This window comes from Pseudomonas sp. NPDC086566 (assembly GCF_050280885.1).
Classification (GTDB): Bacteria; Pseudomonadota; Gammaproteobacteria; order Pseudomonadales; family Pseudomonadaceae; genus Aquipseudomonas; species Aquipseudomonas vlassakiae.
This window is the reverse complement of the sequence record NZ_JBNNWD010000003.1, coordinates 449,293-463,255: the sequence shown is the minus strand read 5'-3', so window position 1 is coordinate 463,255 and position 13,963 is coordinate 449,293. Positions and strand designations below refer to the sequence as shown.

Annotated in this window: 12 protein-coding genes; 4 read left to right on the top strand and 8 right to left on the bottom strand. The window is 63.8% G+C overall.

The annotated features are described in order from the left end of the window. Positions 1-4 precede the first annotated feature (4 nt). Positions 5-439, bottom strand: coding sequence for a hypothetical protein (locus ACQKPS_RS09350; protein ID WP_283723895.1), 435 nt, complete (start codon positions 437-439; stop codon positions 5-7). A gap of 176 nt (positions 440-615) precedes the next feature. On the opposite strand from ACQKPS_RS09350, the gene ACQKPS_RS09345 reads away from it, so the two are divergent. Further along, positions 616-1,560, top strand: a complete 945-nt coding sequence (locus ACQKPS_RS09345) for a helix-turn-helix transcriptional regulator (RefSeq protein WP_427603741.1) — start codon at positions 616-618, stop codon at positions 1,558-1,560. A gap of 64 nt (positions 1,561-1,624) precedes the next feature. Here ACQKPS_RS09345 and guaA read toward each other — a convergent pair whose 3' ends face one another. From guaA to ACQKPS_RS09325, 4 genes are all read right to left on the bottom strand, one after another. Next, on the bottom strand, positions 1,625-3,202 hold the full coding sequence (gene guaA, locus ACQKPS_RS09340; RefSeq protein WP_054886234.1) for a glutamine-hydrolyzing GMP synthase: 1,578 nt from the start codon (positions 3,200-3,202) through the stop codon (positions 1,625-1,627). Positions 3,203-3,279: 77 nt separating this feature from the next. Then, entirely contained in the window at positions 3,280-4,749 is a 1,470-nt protein-coding gene (gene guaB / locus ACQKPS_RS09335) for an IMP dehydrogenase (protein ID WP_054886233.1), read from the bottom strand. An 86-nt stretch (positions 4,750-4,835) separates the two neighbouring features. Beyond that, on the bottom strand, positions 4,836-5,393 hold the full coding sequence (locus ACQKPS_RS09330) for a sugar ABC transporter ATPase (RefSeq protein ID WP_254483459.1): 558 nt from the start codon (positions 5,391-5,393) through the stop codon (positions 4,836-4,838). A 46-nt stretch (positions 5,394-5,439) separates the two neighbouring features. Beyond that, positions 5,440-6,195: a sulfite exporter TauE/SafE family protein gene (locus ACQKPS_RS09325; RefSeq protein WP_427603739.1), complete on the bottom strand. Its 756-nt coding sequence runs from the start codon at positions 6,193-6,195 to the stop codon at positions 5,440-5,442. A gap of 413 nt (positions 6,196-6,608) precedes the next feature. On the opposite strand from ACQKPS_RS09325, the gene xseA reads away from it, so the two are divergent. The 3 genes from xseA to leuA all read left to right on the top strand — a co-directional run bounded on the left by xseA (position 6,609) and on the right by leuA (position 10,907). Continuing rightward, the gene (xseA, locus tag ACQKPS_RS09320; RefSeq protein WP_427603737.1) at positions 6,609-7,988 is read left to right on the top strand and encodes an exodeoxyribonuclease VII large subunit; all 1,380 of its coding nucleotides are present in this window, start codon (positions 6,609-6,611) and stop codon (positions 7,986-7,988) included. Between the two features lie 3 nt (positions 7,989-7,991). After that, positions 7,992-8,819: a peptidoglycan DD-metalloendopeptidase family protein gene (locus tag ACQKPS_RS09315; protein ID WP_283725492.1), complete on the top strand. Its 828-nt coding sequence runs from the start codon at positions 7,992-7,994 to the stop codon at positions 8,817-8,819. A gap of 414 nt (positions 8,820-9,233) precedes the next feature. After that, positions 9,234-10,907: a 2-isopropylmalate synthase gene (gene leuA, locus ACQKPS_RS09310; RefSeq protein WP_254483452.1), complete on the top strand. Its 1,674-nt coding sequence runs from the start codon at positions 9,234-9,236 to the stop codon at positions 10,905-10,907. Positions 10,908-11,059: 152 nt separating this feature from the next. On the opposite strand, the gene ACQKPS_RS09305 is transcribed toward leuA, so the two are convergent. Genes ACQKPS_RS09305 through zwf form a run of 3 tightly spaced genes read right to left on the bottom strand, consistent with a single transcriptional unit; the run spans position 11,060 to position 13,927 of the window. Next, the gene (locus ACQKPS_RS09305) at positions 11,060-11,740 is read right to left on the bottom strand and encodes a bifunctional 4-hydroxy-2-oxoglutarate aldolase/2-dehydro-3-deoxy-phosphogluconate aldolase (RefSeq protein ID WP_427603734.1); all 681 of its coding nucleotides are present in this window, start codon (positions 11,738-11,740) and stop codon (positions 11,060-11,062) included. 17 nt (positions 11,741-11,757) lie between these two features. After that, positions 11,758-12,471 carry a 6-phosphogluconolactonase gene (pgl, locus tag ACQKPS_RS09300; protein ID WP_427603732.1) on the bottom strand — a complete coding sequence of 238 codons (714 nt, stop codon included), beginning with the start codon at positions 12,469-12,471 and terminating at the stop codon, positions 11,758-11,760. Then, the gene (zwf, locus tag ACQKPS_RS09295; protein WP_283725489.1) at positions 12,458-13,927 is read right to left on the bottom strand and encodes a glucose-6-phosphate dehydrogenase; all 1,470 of its coding nucleotides are present in this window, start codon (positions 13,925-13,927) and stop codon (positions 12,458-12,460) included. The genes pgl and zwf overlap by 14 nt, the downstream gene beginning before the upstream one ends. Positions 13,928-13,963 lie beyond the last annotated feature (36 nt).

Below are 13,963 nucleotides of genomic sequence, written 5' to 3'. Positions count from 1 at the left end.
CTGTTCACTGCTGCTTGGCCAGGTAATCGGTCAGGAATGCCTGGGCATTGCCTTGACGCGACAGCCCTTCGGAATAGCCAACCTGTACCGGTTGCGGCTCCCCAGGCAGGTACAGCTCGCCGCCCCAGCCGCCCTGAACGACCAGTACCACGAACTTCTTGCCATCCACCGTCGTCGAGTAACGCGTGTCCTTTGCGGTCTTCTCGACCTGCATCTTCTGGATACGCATGTCCCAGTCGTGATCAGCGCCTTCGATCTGAACCAGTGCTTCATTGGCAGCGCGCTCGCCAATGCGCAGCGTCCACACCTTGACGCCCTCCGTGCCCATGTAGGCAACAACCTGTTCGGCCACCACCGGCCGTTGTTCCGCATGGGCCTGGCCCAGGCAGAAAACCAGCGACGCCACCAGCAGGGCAGCCCATTTGCGATAAGCGAACATCTTTTCGATCCTGTTGCGAAAACGATCGACCATTGAAAACGGCACCGTCGGCACTGCCAACCCCCGTGACCGGTTCGCACAAAAGATGGCCCTCCGCGCACAACGGTTGTTGCCGAAAATGTGCACGCGTTACCATTTGCGCTCATGCCGCCGCCAACCAAGGATGCTTAGCGCTCATGCCATCGAACAGCCCCTACCTGGACACCGACTTCTGCTTCGACAGCCCAGGGTCGCTCGCCGAGGCCGGTGTCCTGGACAGCCGCAAGGCGCAGATACTGGGCAGCGCCACCGGGCACTATCGGGCGCAGACGGTGCACGCCGGGTTGCAATACTTCGATTGCAACCTGCAATTCCCGGAGCCGTTGCAGATCGACAAGGTGCTGCCGCAGAGCCTGTGCATCGTGCAACTGTTCGATGGCGCCTGGCAGCACAAGGTCGATGGCACTATGAACCGTTACGCACCCGGCCAATTGCACCTGTTGGGCCTCGGCGAGAGCCTGGAGGCGCAGGACCAGTTGCCTGCCGATAGCCATGCGCGCATGGCGGGCGTGCGTATTGCCGGTGATTACCTGCATGAACTGGCCCGGGACGAAGCACAGCTGATGCCCCTGCTGGCCTTGACGGCAGAGGGCATGCAGTTCGATCAGTTGCCACACTGCCCTGCAGTCAGCCGCCTGCTGCAGCAGCTGTATCTGTCCCCTTACACTGGCGGGCTGCGGCGCCTGCACTGCGAAAGCCTGAGCCTGGCCATCGTGCTGGAACTGGCCCGCTACCTGATCGGCCCTGCGCACGCCACGCACAAGCCGGATCGTGGGCTACGGGACCTGGCGATCGAAGCGCGCCGCCTGCTCGACGCGCAGCTAAGCGCCCCGCCCACCGCTGCCAGCATTGCGCGCCAGCTGGGCGTGGGCGAGACCACCTTGCGCCGGGCGTTCCGCGACGAATTTGGCCGGCCTATGCTGCAGTATGTGCGGCAACAACGCCTGGAACTGGCCCGCAGCCTGTTGCTGGAGCGGCGCTGGCAGGTCTCGCAGGTGGCCTACCAGGTCGGCTATGCCAACCCCGCCAACTTCTGCCATGCCTACAAGGCCCATTTTGGCCACCCTCCAGGCAGTGAATAGCTTCCCCGGCGCAAAAGAAAAGGGCCTGCAATGCAGGCCCTTCTCGGTCAGCGGCGGGTAGGGATCATTCCCACTCGATGGTCGCTGGCGGCTTGCTCGACACGTCGTAGGTGACGCGGGAGATTCCGTCGATTTCGTTGATGATACGGCCGCTGACGGTTTCCAGCAGCTCGTACGGCAGGTGCGCCCAACGTGCGGTCATGAAGTCCACGGTCTCGACGGCACGCAGTGCCACGACCCAGGCGTAGCGACGGCCGTCGCCAACGACGCCGACCGACTTGACCGGCTGGAACACGACGAACGCCTGGCTGGTCTTGTGGTACCAGTCCGCCTTGCGCAGTTCTTCGATGAAAATGTGGTCGGCGCGACGCAGGATGTCGGCGTATTCCTTCTTCACTTCACCGAGGATACGCACGCCCAGGCCCGGGCCCGGGAACGGGTGGCGGTAGACCATGTCGTACGGCAGGCCCAGCTCCAGGCCGATCTTGCGCACTTCGTCCTTGAACAGTTCACGCAGCGGCTCGACCAGCTTGAGGTTCATTTCCTCCGGCAGGCCACCGACGTTGTGGTGCGACTTGATCACGTGGGCCTTGCCGCTCTTGGCGCCAGCCGACTCGATCACGTCCGGGTAGATGGTGCCCTGGGCGAGGAACTGAATGTTCTCCAGCTTGCTGGCTTCGGCATCGAACACGTCGATGAAGGTGCGGCCGATGATCTTGCGCTTCTTCTCCGGGTCGGCTTCGCCTTCCAGGTTGTCGAGGAACTGCTTTTCAGCGTCGGCGCGGATGACCTTGACGCCCATGTTCTCCTTGAACATGGCCATCACCTGGTCGCCTTCGTGCAGGCGCAGCAGGCCGTTGTCGACGAATACGCAGGTCAGCTGGTCGCCGATGGCACGGTGCAGCAGCGCGGCAACCACCGAGCTGTCAACGCCGCCGGACAGGCCCAGCAGGACGTTGGCCGAACCGACTTGCTCACGCACCTGGGCGATGGCGTCTTCGACGATGTTGGACGGAGTCCACAGGGCTTCACAACCGCAGATGTCCTGCACGAAGCGCGACAGGATGCGACCGCCCTGCTTGGTGTGGGTCACTTCCGGGTGGAACTGCACGCCGTAGTAGCCACGGGCGTCGTCGAACATGCCGGCGATCGGGCAGCTCGGGGTGCTGGCCAGCACGTGGAAGTTGCCCGGCATCTGGGTGACCTTGTCGCCGTGGCTCATCCACACGTCCAGGCCCAGCACACCGTCATCGTCGACGTGGTCTTCGATACCGTCGAGCAGGCGGCTCTTGCCGACCACGTCGACGCGGGCATAACCGAACTCACGCAGGTCGGAACCTTCGACCTTGCCGCCCATCTGCTCGGCCATGGTCTGCATGCCGTAGCAAATGCCCAGTACCGGCACGTTCAGGTCGAACACCGCCTGCGGGGCGCGTGGGCTGTTGGCTTCGTGGACCGACTCGGGGCCGCCGGCGAGGATGATGCCGCGTGGGTTGAATTCGCGGATCGCTTCATCGTCCATGTCGAACGGGTGCAGCTCGCAGTACACGCCGATTTCGCGCACGCGGCGGGCGATCAGCTGGGTGTACTGGGAACCGAAATCGAGGATCAGGATACGGTGAGCGTGAATGTCGAGGGCCATGACTCAATCTCGTCAGTGGAAATCGGAAACGACGCGGGGCTGTTCGTGACAGCCCCGTTCGGTTATTGCTTGAAGCCTCAGCCTACGCGGTAGTTAGGGGCTTCTTTGGTGATCTGCACGTCGTGCACGTGGGATTCGGCCATGCCGGCACCGGTGATGCGCACGAACTCCGGCTTGGTACGCATCTCTTCGATGGTCGCGCTGCCGGTGTAGCCCATGGACGAACGCAGGCCGCCCATCAGCTGGTGGATGATCGCGGCCAGGGCGCCCTTGTAAGGAACGCGGCCTTCGATGCCTTCCGGTACCAGCTTCTCGGCGCCGGCCGAGGAGTCCTGGAAGTAACGGTCGGACGAGCCTTGTGCCTGTGCCATGGCGCCCAGCGAGCCCATGCCGCGGTAGGCCTTGTAGGAACGGCCCTGGAACAGCTCGACTTCGCCCGGTGCCTCTTCAGTACCGGCGAACATCGAACCCATCATTACGCAGGAAGCACCGGCCACGATGGCCTTGGACAGGTCACCGGAGAAGCGGATGCCACCGTCGGCGATCAGTGGCACGCCAGTGCCTTCCAGCGCAGCGGCGACGTTGGCGATGGCGCTGATCTGCGGCACGCCGACACCGGCAACGATACGGGTGGTGCAGATCGAGCCTGGGCCGATACCGACCTTCACGGCATCAGCGCCGGCTTCAGCCAGGGCCTTGGCCGCAGCGCCGGTGGCGATGTTGCCGCCGATCACCTGTACTTGCGGGTAGTTTTCCTTGACCCAGCGCACGCGGTCGATCACGCCTTTGGAGTGCCCGTGGGCGGTGTCGACCACCACCACGTCAACGCCGGCAGCTACCAGGGCGGCAACACGCTCGCCGGTGTCCTTGCCGGTGCCGACCGCAGCGCCAACGCGCAGGCGACCCTGGTCGTCCTTGCTGGCCAGCGGGTAGGCCTTGGCCTTTTCGATGTCCTTGACGGTCATCATGCCCTTGAGGTTGAACTTGTCGTCAACGATCAGGACCTTTTCCAGGCGGTGCTTGTGCAGCAGCTCGCGGACTTCGTTCTTGTCGGCGCCTTCGCGGACGGTGACCAGACGCTCTTTCGGCGTCATCACTTCGCGGACCTTGGCGTCCAGACGGGTTTCGAAGCGCACGTCACGGGAGGTGACGATGCCGACCAGGTCACCGTTCGCCAGCACCGGAACGCCGGAGATGTTGTTCAGGCGGGTCAGGTCGAACAGGTCGCGGACGGTGGCGTCGGCGTCGATGGTGATCGGGTCCTTGACCACGCCAGCCTCGAACTTCTTGACCTTGCGCACTTCGCCGGCCTGCTGTTCGATGGTCATGTTCTTGTGGATGATGCCGATGCCGCCTTCCTGGGCCATGGCGATGGCCAGGCGCGCTTCGGTCACGGTATCCATGGCAGCGGAAACCAGCGGAATGTTCAGCTCGATGCCACGGGTCAAACGGGTCTTGAGACTGACTTCATTGGGCAGTACCTCGGAATAGCCAGGTACAAGGAGGATATCGTCGAAGGTCAGGGCTTCTTGGCTGATACGCAGCATCGCGGGGGCTCCCGGGCGGGAAAAATGGAAGCGCGCCATTATACTCATCCACGGCGCGCCGCTCAATGCAAAATAAGGGCCTTCGGTCAGCGTGATGGCAGATTCACCTGCACCACTGCCACCGGCTGGTCGAGCCAGTCGGCGAAGCTGTCGAGAAAGGCCTGGGTAAACCCGGCCTCGCCCCAGTTGTTGAAGATGAACCCAAGGTTGGAAAAGGCACATGGCTGCAGGTAAATGAAGCCATTGATGTCGTCTTCATGGCCGCACAGCGGGCAGGTGAAGTTGTCGCTTACCGCCGGCATCCACTCCTCCAGGCTCTCGAACAGTGGCTCGCCGACCTCGCGCCGGCACTCCGGGCAGCCGGCCTCCTCGAGAAAGCCCTCGGTCGGGGTATAGATGCAACGCTTGAGCATCACTTCCAGGCCATTGACCTGCTCGCCGAACGGCAGCTTGTCAGGGTGCAGGGCGACCTTGCGCGCGCCCTCGGCCAAGGCATGGCCCATGCGGTTGCCGGTGCGCCCGCAGGTGGTCAGTTGTTCTTCGACGATCTTCTCGCGCACCAGCCAGCGCAGGATGGCCCGCGAACGGGCTTCATGCGAGGGCACGGTGGACAGCTTGGGGACGATGATGCTCTGGGTGTTCATGAACGAAGCGGGCCTGCGGACTGCGGTAATCCTGCAATTCTACCGCTCAGCTGCTCAGGTAGCGACCGATCAGCGCCAGGCCGCTGGCCAGCACCAGCCAGGTGACCAGGCGCACGAAGGCTTCGCGGGACAGCTTCAGGGTCAATCGACGGCCTGCCCAGAGGCCGATGAACATGACCGGCAACAGGCAGACCGCGAGCAGTAACAGGCTGGTGTCGGCGTAGACGCCGGCAATCAGGAACAACGACAGGCGCACGAGGGTGCTGCAGCTGATCAGGGCGCTTTGGGTCGCGCGTACCTGCTCTTTTATCTCCAGCCGGGCGCTCAGGTAGATGGCATAGAGGAAGCCGCCACTGCCGAACAAGGCACCGAACAGGCCGCCAACCGTGCCCATGGGCACCGCCCAGAAGCCCGACAAGCTGGCCGGCCGTACCTTCACCGCCAGGCCGTAGATCGCATAGGCAGTGACGAACAGGCCCATCAGCAGCAACAGCAGGTCGGACTTCAGATGCAGCAGGAACACCACGCCCAGGGTGCAGCCCACGGCCATGCAAGGCAGCAGGCGCAATAATTCGCCGCGCACCACGTCGCGGCGTGACGGCAGCAGGTTGCCGAAGGCGGCGACGAAGTCCAGCAGCACCAGCAGCGGGATGATCCGCGACAGGGGCATGAAATGGATCAGTACCGGGCCGGCCACCAGCGCGGTGCCGAAGCCGGCGATACCGAAGACGATGTAGGCCGCGGCGATGGCGAGGAGGATGGGGAGCCAGTCATAGGGGGTCAGAGAAAGCTGGGTGAGCATCTTGCCGGAGTCCTTGGGGCTTTTGGGGTGTTATTTCGAGAGATCGGGTTGTGGCGAACAGGTGCATGCCTTGGAAGTTATAGCGTCTGTGAGATCGAGCGCCGCCCGCGCGGCGCTTCGCGGGGCAAGCCCGCTCCCACAGTCTGTTTCGGGCCAGTCACTCCTGTGAGGTCTCCACTGCCCGCCCTGTTTGTCCCCTTTGATATCTAAGGTGGCACAGTAGCTTTTCATCTGTCTTCAGTCATGCACCAAGGCTGGCGCCGGTACTAGCACAGGACATATTGGCCCGAAACAAACTGTGGGAGCGGGCTTGCCCCGCGAAGCGCCGCGCGGGCGGCGCTGGGTCTCACAGGCGCTGAAGATATTACGACAGGCACTTGGCGCCCCCTACCCCGCCCCTTATCATGCCCGACATGATCAAAGACCCTTTCGAACGACTCGGCCTGGACCGTGAGGTCCTCACCGTCAGCCAGCTCAACGGCCGCGCCCGCGTGCTGCTTGAAGACGTGTTCCGCAGCGTCTGGGTGGAAGGCGAGATTTCCAACCTCGCCCGCCCGGCCTCCGGCCACATGTACTTCACCCTCAAGGACAGCGGCGCCCAGGTGCGCTGTGCGCTGTTCCGGCAGAACGCTACCCGCGTGCGCCAGGCACTGCGTGACGGTCTGGCGGTGCGTGTGCGCGGCAAGGTTTCGCTGTTCGAGGGGCGTGGCGACTACCAGTTGATCCTCGATACCGTCGAACCGGCCGGTGATGGCGCCCTGCGCCTGGCCTTCGAGGCGCTGAAGGAAAAGCTCGGCGCCGAAGGACTGTTCAGTGCCGAGCGCAAGAAACCGCTGCCGGCCCATCCGCAACGCATCGGCATCATCACTTCACCCACTGGCGCGGTGATCCGCGACATCATCAGCGTGTTCGGCCGCCGCGCGCCGCAGGTCGAGCTGAACCTGATTCCCACCGCCGTGCAGGGCCGTGAGGCGATCAACCAGATCGTCCGTGCCTTGCAGCAGGCCGACCGGCTGGGCTTCGACGCGCTGATCCTGGCCCGGGGTGGCGGCTCGCTGGAAGACCTCTGGTGCTTCAACGAAGAAGCCGTGGCACGCGCCGTGGCCGCTTGCGTAACCCCCATCGTCAGCGCCGTCGGCCACGAGACCGATGTGTCGATCAGCGACTTCGTCGCCGACGTGCGTGCGCCGACGCCTTCGGCTGCCGCCGAACTGCTGGCCCCCGACAACAGCGGCCTGCAGCAGCGCCTCGACGGCCTGCAGCGGCGCCTGCTGCTGCGCATGCAGAACCGCCTGGCCCACGACCGCCTGCGCCTGGACGCACTGACCCGGCGCCTGCGCCACCCCGGCGAACGCCTGCGCCAGCAAGCGCAACGCCTGGATGACCTGGACATGCGCCTGCGCCGCGCCTTCATGCTCAGCCTCAACCAGCGCCGCGAGCGCCTGGCGCGGCTCGATACGCGCCTGGCCGCGCAACACCCGGGGCGCACCCTGAAACTGCTGGAGCAACGCCTGGACAGCCTCGCCGAACGCCTGCCACGGGCCATGCGCGAGGTGCTCAAGGACCGCCGCCAGCGCTTCCAGGCCCAACTGCAGACGCTGCAGGTGGTCAGCCCGCTAGCGACCCTGGCACGTGGCTACAGCATCCTTCTCGACGAGCAGGGCCAGGCCATCCGCAGCGCCGGGCAGACGCGCAACGGCCAGCGCCTGACCGCCCGCCTGAACGAAGGCGAGTTGCAGGTCCGCGTCGAAGACAATCACCTGACCCCGGTCACCCTCTCCTTACTGGACTGACACATGCCCCGCCTGTTCGCGCCCTTGCTCGCCCTCTCCCTCACGCTGCTGGCCGCAGGCGCCCAGGCCAGCTACATCACCCGCACCCTGAACAAGCCCGTGCCGGGTGGCGTCGCGGTGGTCGACCTCGGCCCGGCGGCCACGGCGCCGAGCGCGCGCTTCGATGGCAAACCGGTGATGGTGGTCAAGGAGCAGGACAACTGGCTAGCCATCGTCGGCATCCCGCTGACCCAGAAGCCCGGCACCGCCGTGCTGACCCAGGGCGGCCGCAGCCTGCCATTCAGCGTCGGCAGCAAGAAGTACCCCGAACAGCACATCACCTTGAAGAACACCCGCCAGGTCAACCCGAACCCGGACGACCTCAAGCGCATCGACCGCGAACTGGCCGAGCAGATCAAGGCATATCGCAGTTTCAGCCCGACATTGCCGAGCAACCTGATCCTCGACAAACCGGTCAGCGGGCCGCTTTCGAGCAAGTTCGGCGTGCGTCGCTTCTTCAATGGCGAGGAACGCAACCCGCATGCCGGGCTGGACTTCGCCGTGCCGGCGGGAACACCGATCAAGACGCCAGCCAATGGCAAGGTGATCCTGGTGGGTGACTACTTTTTCAATGGCCGAACGGTGTTCGTCGACCATGGGCAAGGGTTCATCAGCATGTTCTGCCACATGTCGAAGATTGATGTTCAGCCTGGTCAGCAACTGCGCCGTGGCGACGTGGTCGGGCGCGTGGGCTCGACCGGGCGCGCCACCGGGCCGCACATGCACTGGAATGTCAGCCTGAACGATGCGCGGGTGGATCCGGCGATCTTCATTGGCGCGTTCCAGCCCTGAGAGCGGCGCCGCCTGCTTCGCGGGCATGCCCGCTCCCACAGGGACCGCGAAACCCTGTAGGAGCGGGTTCACCCGCGAAGAGGCCAGCACAGCCAGCATCCACTTCCACTGTGTTGCGCCATCGAAAAATACTGAGCAAATAACACAAATCAAAACCCTGATATCAGCGATAAAATCTCGCAATCCGGTTTTTTTTAAGCATTTCTCTCAATTTTTTCCCAGCGCTTGCCATCCCCCAACCCACTGGTTAGGGTTGAGGGCATGAAAACCTTCAGCACCCTCATCCTGCTCCGACAACACCGCAGCCTCTGCCTGGTCAGCGCCCGACTACCAGGTTGATCGCATCGCCTCGCCTGTTCATCTCGTTATCGCTCGGCAGGCCCGATCTCGGCCGCACACAAAAGGATTGCTTCCATGACCATGCTCAAAGACCCATCGAAGAAATACCGCGCTTTCCCGACCATCGACCTGCCTGACCGCACCTGGCCGTCGAAGACCATCACCCAGGCGCCAATCTGGTGCAGTTCGGACCTGCGTGATGGCAACCAGTCGCTGATCGAGCCGATGGACTCGGAGAAGAAGCTGCGCTTCTGGAAGACCCTGGTGCAGGTAGGTGTGAAGGAAATCGAAGCCTCGTTCCCGTCGGCCTCGCAGACCGACTTCGACTTCGTGCGCATGCTGATCGAAGACGGCCATATCCCGGACGACACCACCATCCAGGTGCTCACCCAGGCCCGTGAAGACCTGATCGCCCGCACCTTCGAGTCGCTGCGCGGGGCGAAGAAGGCCATCGTCCACCTGTACAACGCCACCAGCCCGTCGTTCCGCCGCATCGTCTTCAACCAGGACAAGCAAGGGGTCAAGGACATCGCGGTTAACGCGGCCAAGCTGTTCGTCAAATATGCCGCCCAGCAGCCGGAAACCCAGTGGACCTTCCAGTACTCGCCAGAAACCTTCAGCGCCACCGAGATGGAGTTCGCCAAGGAAGTCTGTGACGCGGTCATCGAAGTGTGGAACCCGACCCCCGAGCACAAGATCATCCTCAACCTGCCGGCCACCGTGGAAGTGTCCACGCCAAACATCTACGCCGACCAGATCGAATGGTTCTGCCGCAACGTCAGCCGTCGTGACAGCGTGATCATCAGCCTGCACTGCCACAACGACCGTGGCACCGGTATCGCCGCCACCGAGCTGGGCCTGATGGCCGGCGCCGACCGTGCCGAAGGCTGCCTGTTCGGCAACGGCGAGCGTACCGGTAACGTTGATCTGGTGACCCTGGCGCTGAACCTCTACACCCAAGGCATCGACCCGCTGCTGGACTTTTCCGACATCGACGGCGTGCGCAAGGTGGTGGAAGAATGCAACCAGCTGCCAGTACACCCACGTCACCCGTACGTCGGCGACCTGGTCCACACCGCGTTTTCCGGCTCGCACCAGGACGCCATCCGCAAGGGCTTCGCCAAGCAGCAGGAAGGCGAGCTGTGGGAAGTGCCATACCTGCCGATCGACCCGGCCGACATCGGCCGCAGCTACGAGGCGGTGATCCGCGTCAACAGCCAGTCCGGCAAAGGCGGCATCACCTACCTGCTCGAACAGGAATACGGCATCAGCCTGCCACGTCGCATGCAGATCGAGTTCAGCCAGGTGGTGCAAGGAGAAACCGACCGCCTGGGCCTGGAAATGACCGCCCAGCAGATCTACAGCCTGCTGCACAAGGAATACCTCCAGGCCAACGCGCCGTATGCGCTGGTCAGCCACCGCCTGAAGGAAGAAAACGGCAACAGTGCCGTGGAAGTGGAAGTTGCCGGCGAAGGCGAAACCACCCTGCATTGGCACGGCAAGGGCAATGGTGCCCTGGAAGCCCTTGTTGCCGGCCTGCCGGTACCGGTAGAGATCATGGACTACAACGAGCACGCCATCAGTGCCGGCACCAATGCCAAAGCGGCGGCCTACATTGAACTGCGCGTGGCCGGCGGCCGCCCGGTGCACGGCGTGGGTATCGACGAGAACATCACCACTGCCAGCTTCAAGGCCCTGTTCAGCGCACTGAACCGCTCACTGAGCCAGCAGGAAGCCAAGGCCGCCTGAGCCGCACCGCAATAGACGAAAGCCCGCATCGTTTGATGCGGGCTTTTTTGTTGCCTGTACCCGCGAAGAGGCGGCACAGGCACTGCAATAAATCCAGGCAAAAAAAAGGGCGCCGACCAAGCGCCCCATAAGCCGTAAAGCACACAACAGATTCAGTTGGCGTCCAGCAGTGCAATCGCCTCGGCGCTGCATGCTTCGATACGCGCCCAGTCGCCGTTCTTGATCCAGCTGCTGTCGAGCATCCAGGTGCCCCCCACGCACATCACGTTTGCCAGTGCCATGTAATTGCGCACGTTGGCCGGGTTGACACCGCCAGTCGGGCAGAAGCGAATGTCACCGAACGGGCCGGCAAAGGCCTTGATCGCCGCCACACCGCCGCTGATTTCCGCCGGGAACAGCTTGAAGCGACGGTAGCCCAAGGCATAACCCATCATGATTTCGGACGGCGTGCTGATGCCTGGCAGCAGCGGGATCTCACTCTCGACACCGGCTTCGAGGATGTCCTGGGTGATGCCGGGCGTGACGACGAACTGCGCGCCAGCGGCCTCCACCGCCGCGAACATGCTGCGATCGAGCACAGTGCCGGCGCCGACGCACAGCTCCGGGCGTTGCTCGCGCAGCACCTGGATAGCCTTCAGGCCATGCTGCGAGCGCAAGGTCACTTCCAGGGTGCGGATACCGCCAGCAGCCAGGGCGTCAGCCAACGGCAGGATGTCTTGCTCACGGGCGATGGTGATTACCGGCAGGATGCGCGCCTTTTCGCAGATGGCATCGATCCGGGCGGCTTTATCTGCCATCGAAAGCTTGGGCTGTGGGCGTTCAAGGGTGGTCATGACTGTGGATCCTTGGCTCATGGGCACCAGTAGATGTCCAGGGGGTCGTGAAGAAAGGCGCGAATCGGCATTTCGGAAAGGTCGTTGCCCGCCAGCGCGGCGCGCAGGGTAGCGAGTTTGCCGGGGCCTTGCACGGACAGCGCGATGAATGCCGCACTGGCCAGCAACGAGCGCGTCATCGACAGGCGCTGGTGCGGCACACTCGGGGCCAGCATCGGCAGGCAACGGCGCGTGCTGTTCAGCGCCAGGCCTTCGGCAAGGTTGGGGCTATCGGGGAACAGCGAGGCGGTATGGCCGTCATCCCCCATGCCCAGCACCAGCACATCGATCGGCGGCAACTCTGCCAGGGCCTGGTCGGCGCTGGCCGCGGCCGCCTCGAGGTTACCCGCCTGCTGATAGAGCCCGACGAAGCGGGCCTTGGCGGCAGCGCCCTTGAGCAGATGGCGGGCCAGCAGCCCGGCATTGCTGTCGTCGTGCTCCACCGGCACCCAACGCTCGTCAGCGAGGCTGACGGTGACCTTGGGCCAGTCCAGCGGCTCGCCGGCCAGCCGTTCGAGGAAGGGCACCGGGCTGCGACCGCCAGACAACACCACGCAGGCCTGCCCCGTGGCGGCAATGGCTGCACGCAGGCGTTCGGCCACATCATGGGCCAGGGTTGCGGACAGCGCCTTAGCATCAGGCAGGTCGTGCGCCTGCACCGCCGCAGGCAGTTTCAATTCAGATATCGCCATACCACGCCCTCCCATCACGCGTGATCAATGCAATCGAGCTCATCGGCCCCCAGGAACCCGCCGCGTAAGGCTTGGGCGCATCGCCCGCGTTACGCCAGCCGGCGATCAACTGGTCACACCACTTCCAGGCATACTCGATCTCGTCCTTGCGCACGAACAGGTTCTGGTTGCCGCGCATCACTTCGAGCAGCAAACGCTCGTAGGCATCCGGGATCCGCGAACTGCGCCAGGCATCGGAAAAATTCAGTTGCAGCGGGCCACTGCGCAGTTGCATGCCCTTGTCCAGGCCCTGCTCCTTGGTCATCACCCGCAACGATATGCCTTCGTCCGGTTGCAGGCGGATGATCAGCTTGTTACCGATCTGCAGACGCTGTTCCGGGGCGAAGATGTAGTGCGGGGTTTCCTTGAAGTGGATGACGATCTGCGACAGCTTCTGCGGCATGCGCTTGCCGGTACGCAGGTAGAACGGCACACCCGACCAGCGCCAGTTGCGGATGTCGGCGCGCAGGGCGACGAAGGTTTCGGTGTCGCTCTGCGCGTTGGAGTTTTCTTCTTCCAGGTAGCCTGGCACCGGCTTGCCATCGCTGTAGCCGGCGATGTACTGGCCGCGCACCACGCGGGTGCTCAACCCTTCCCCGGTGATGGGCGCCAGCGCCTTGAGCACCTTGACCTTTTCGTCACGGATGCTGTCGGCCGACAACTCGCTGGGCGGGTCCATGGCGATCAGACACAGCAGCTGCAGCAAGTGGTTCTGGATCATGTCGCGCAGCTGGCCGGCCTTGTCGAAGTAGCCCCAGCGGCCCTCGATGCCGACCTTCTCGGCCACGGTGATCTCCACGTGGGAGATGGAGTTCTGGTTCCACTGGGTTTCGAACAGGCTGTTGGCAAAACGCAGTGCGATCAGGTTCTGCACGGTCTCCTTGCCCAGGTAGTGGTCGATGCGATAGACGCGGCTTTCCGGGAAGAAGCGCGCCACGGCATCGTTGACCCGCCGCGACGACTCCAGGTCATGGCCGATGGGTTTTTCCAGCACCACTCGCGTGCGCGGCGCCAGGCCGGCCTTGTCGAGGTTTTCGCAGATTGCACCGTAGACGGCCGCAGCAGTGGCGAAGTAGGCGATCAGTGGCTGCTCGCCGGTCAGTTGTTCGGCCAGCGCCTGGTAGCCCTCGGGCTGCAGGAAGTCCAGGTGTTGGTAGCGCAGGCGGCCAAGGAAACGCCCCAATGCAGCGGGCTCGATGTCAGCCTCGGCCACATGCCGGCGCAGGTGCGCTTCGATGGTGTTCAGGTGATCTTCGGCACTTCCGGCCTCGCGGGCCAGCGCCAACAGACGGGTGTCGGCGTGCAGGAGGTTGGCACGGTCGAGCTGGTAGAGCGCAGGAAACAGCTTGCGCAAGGCCAGGTCGCCGAGTGCGCCAAACAGGGCAAAGGTGCAAGGTTCGACACTGATCGCAGCCATGATGTTGGTTCTTTCCTAAAGTTGGTCTAGGAATAC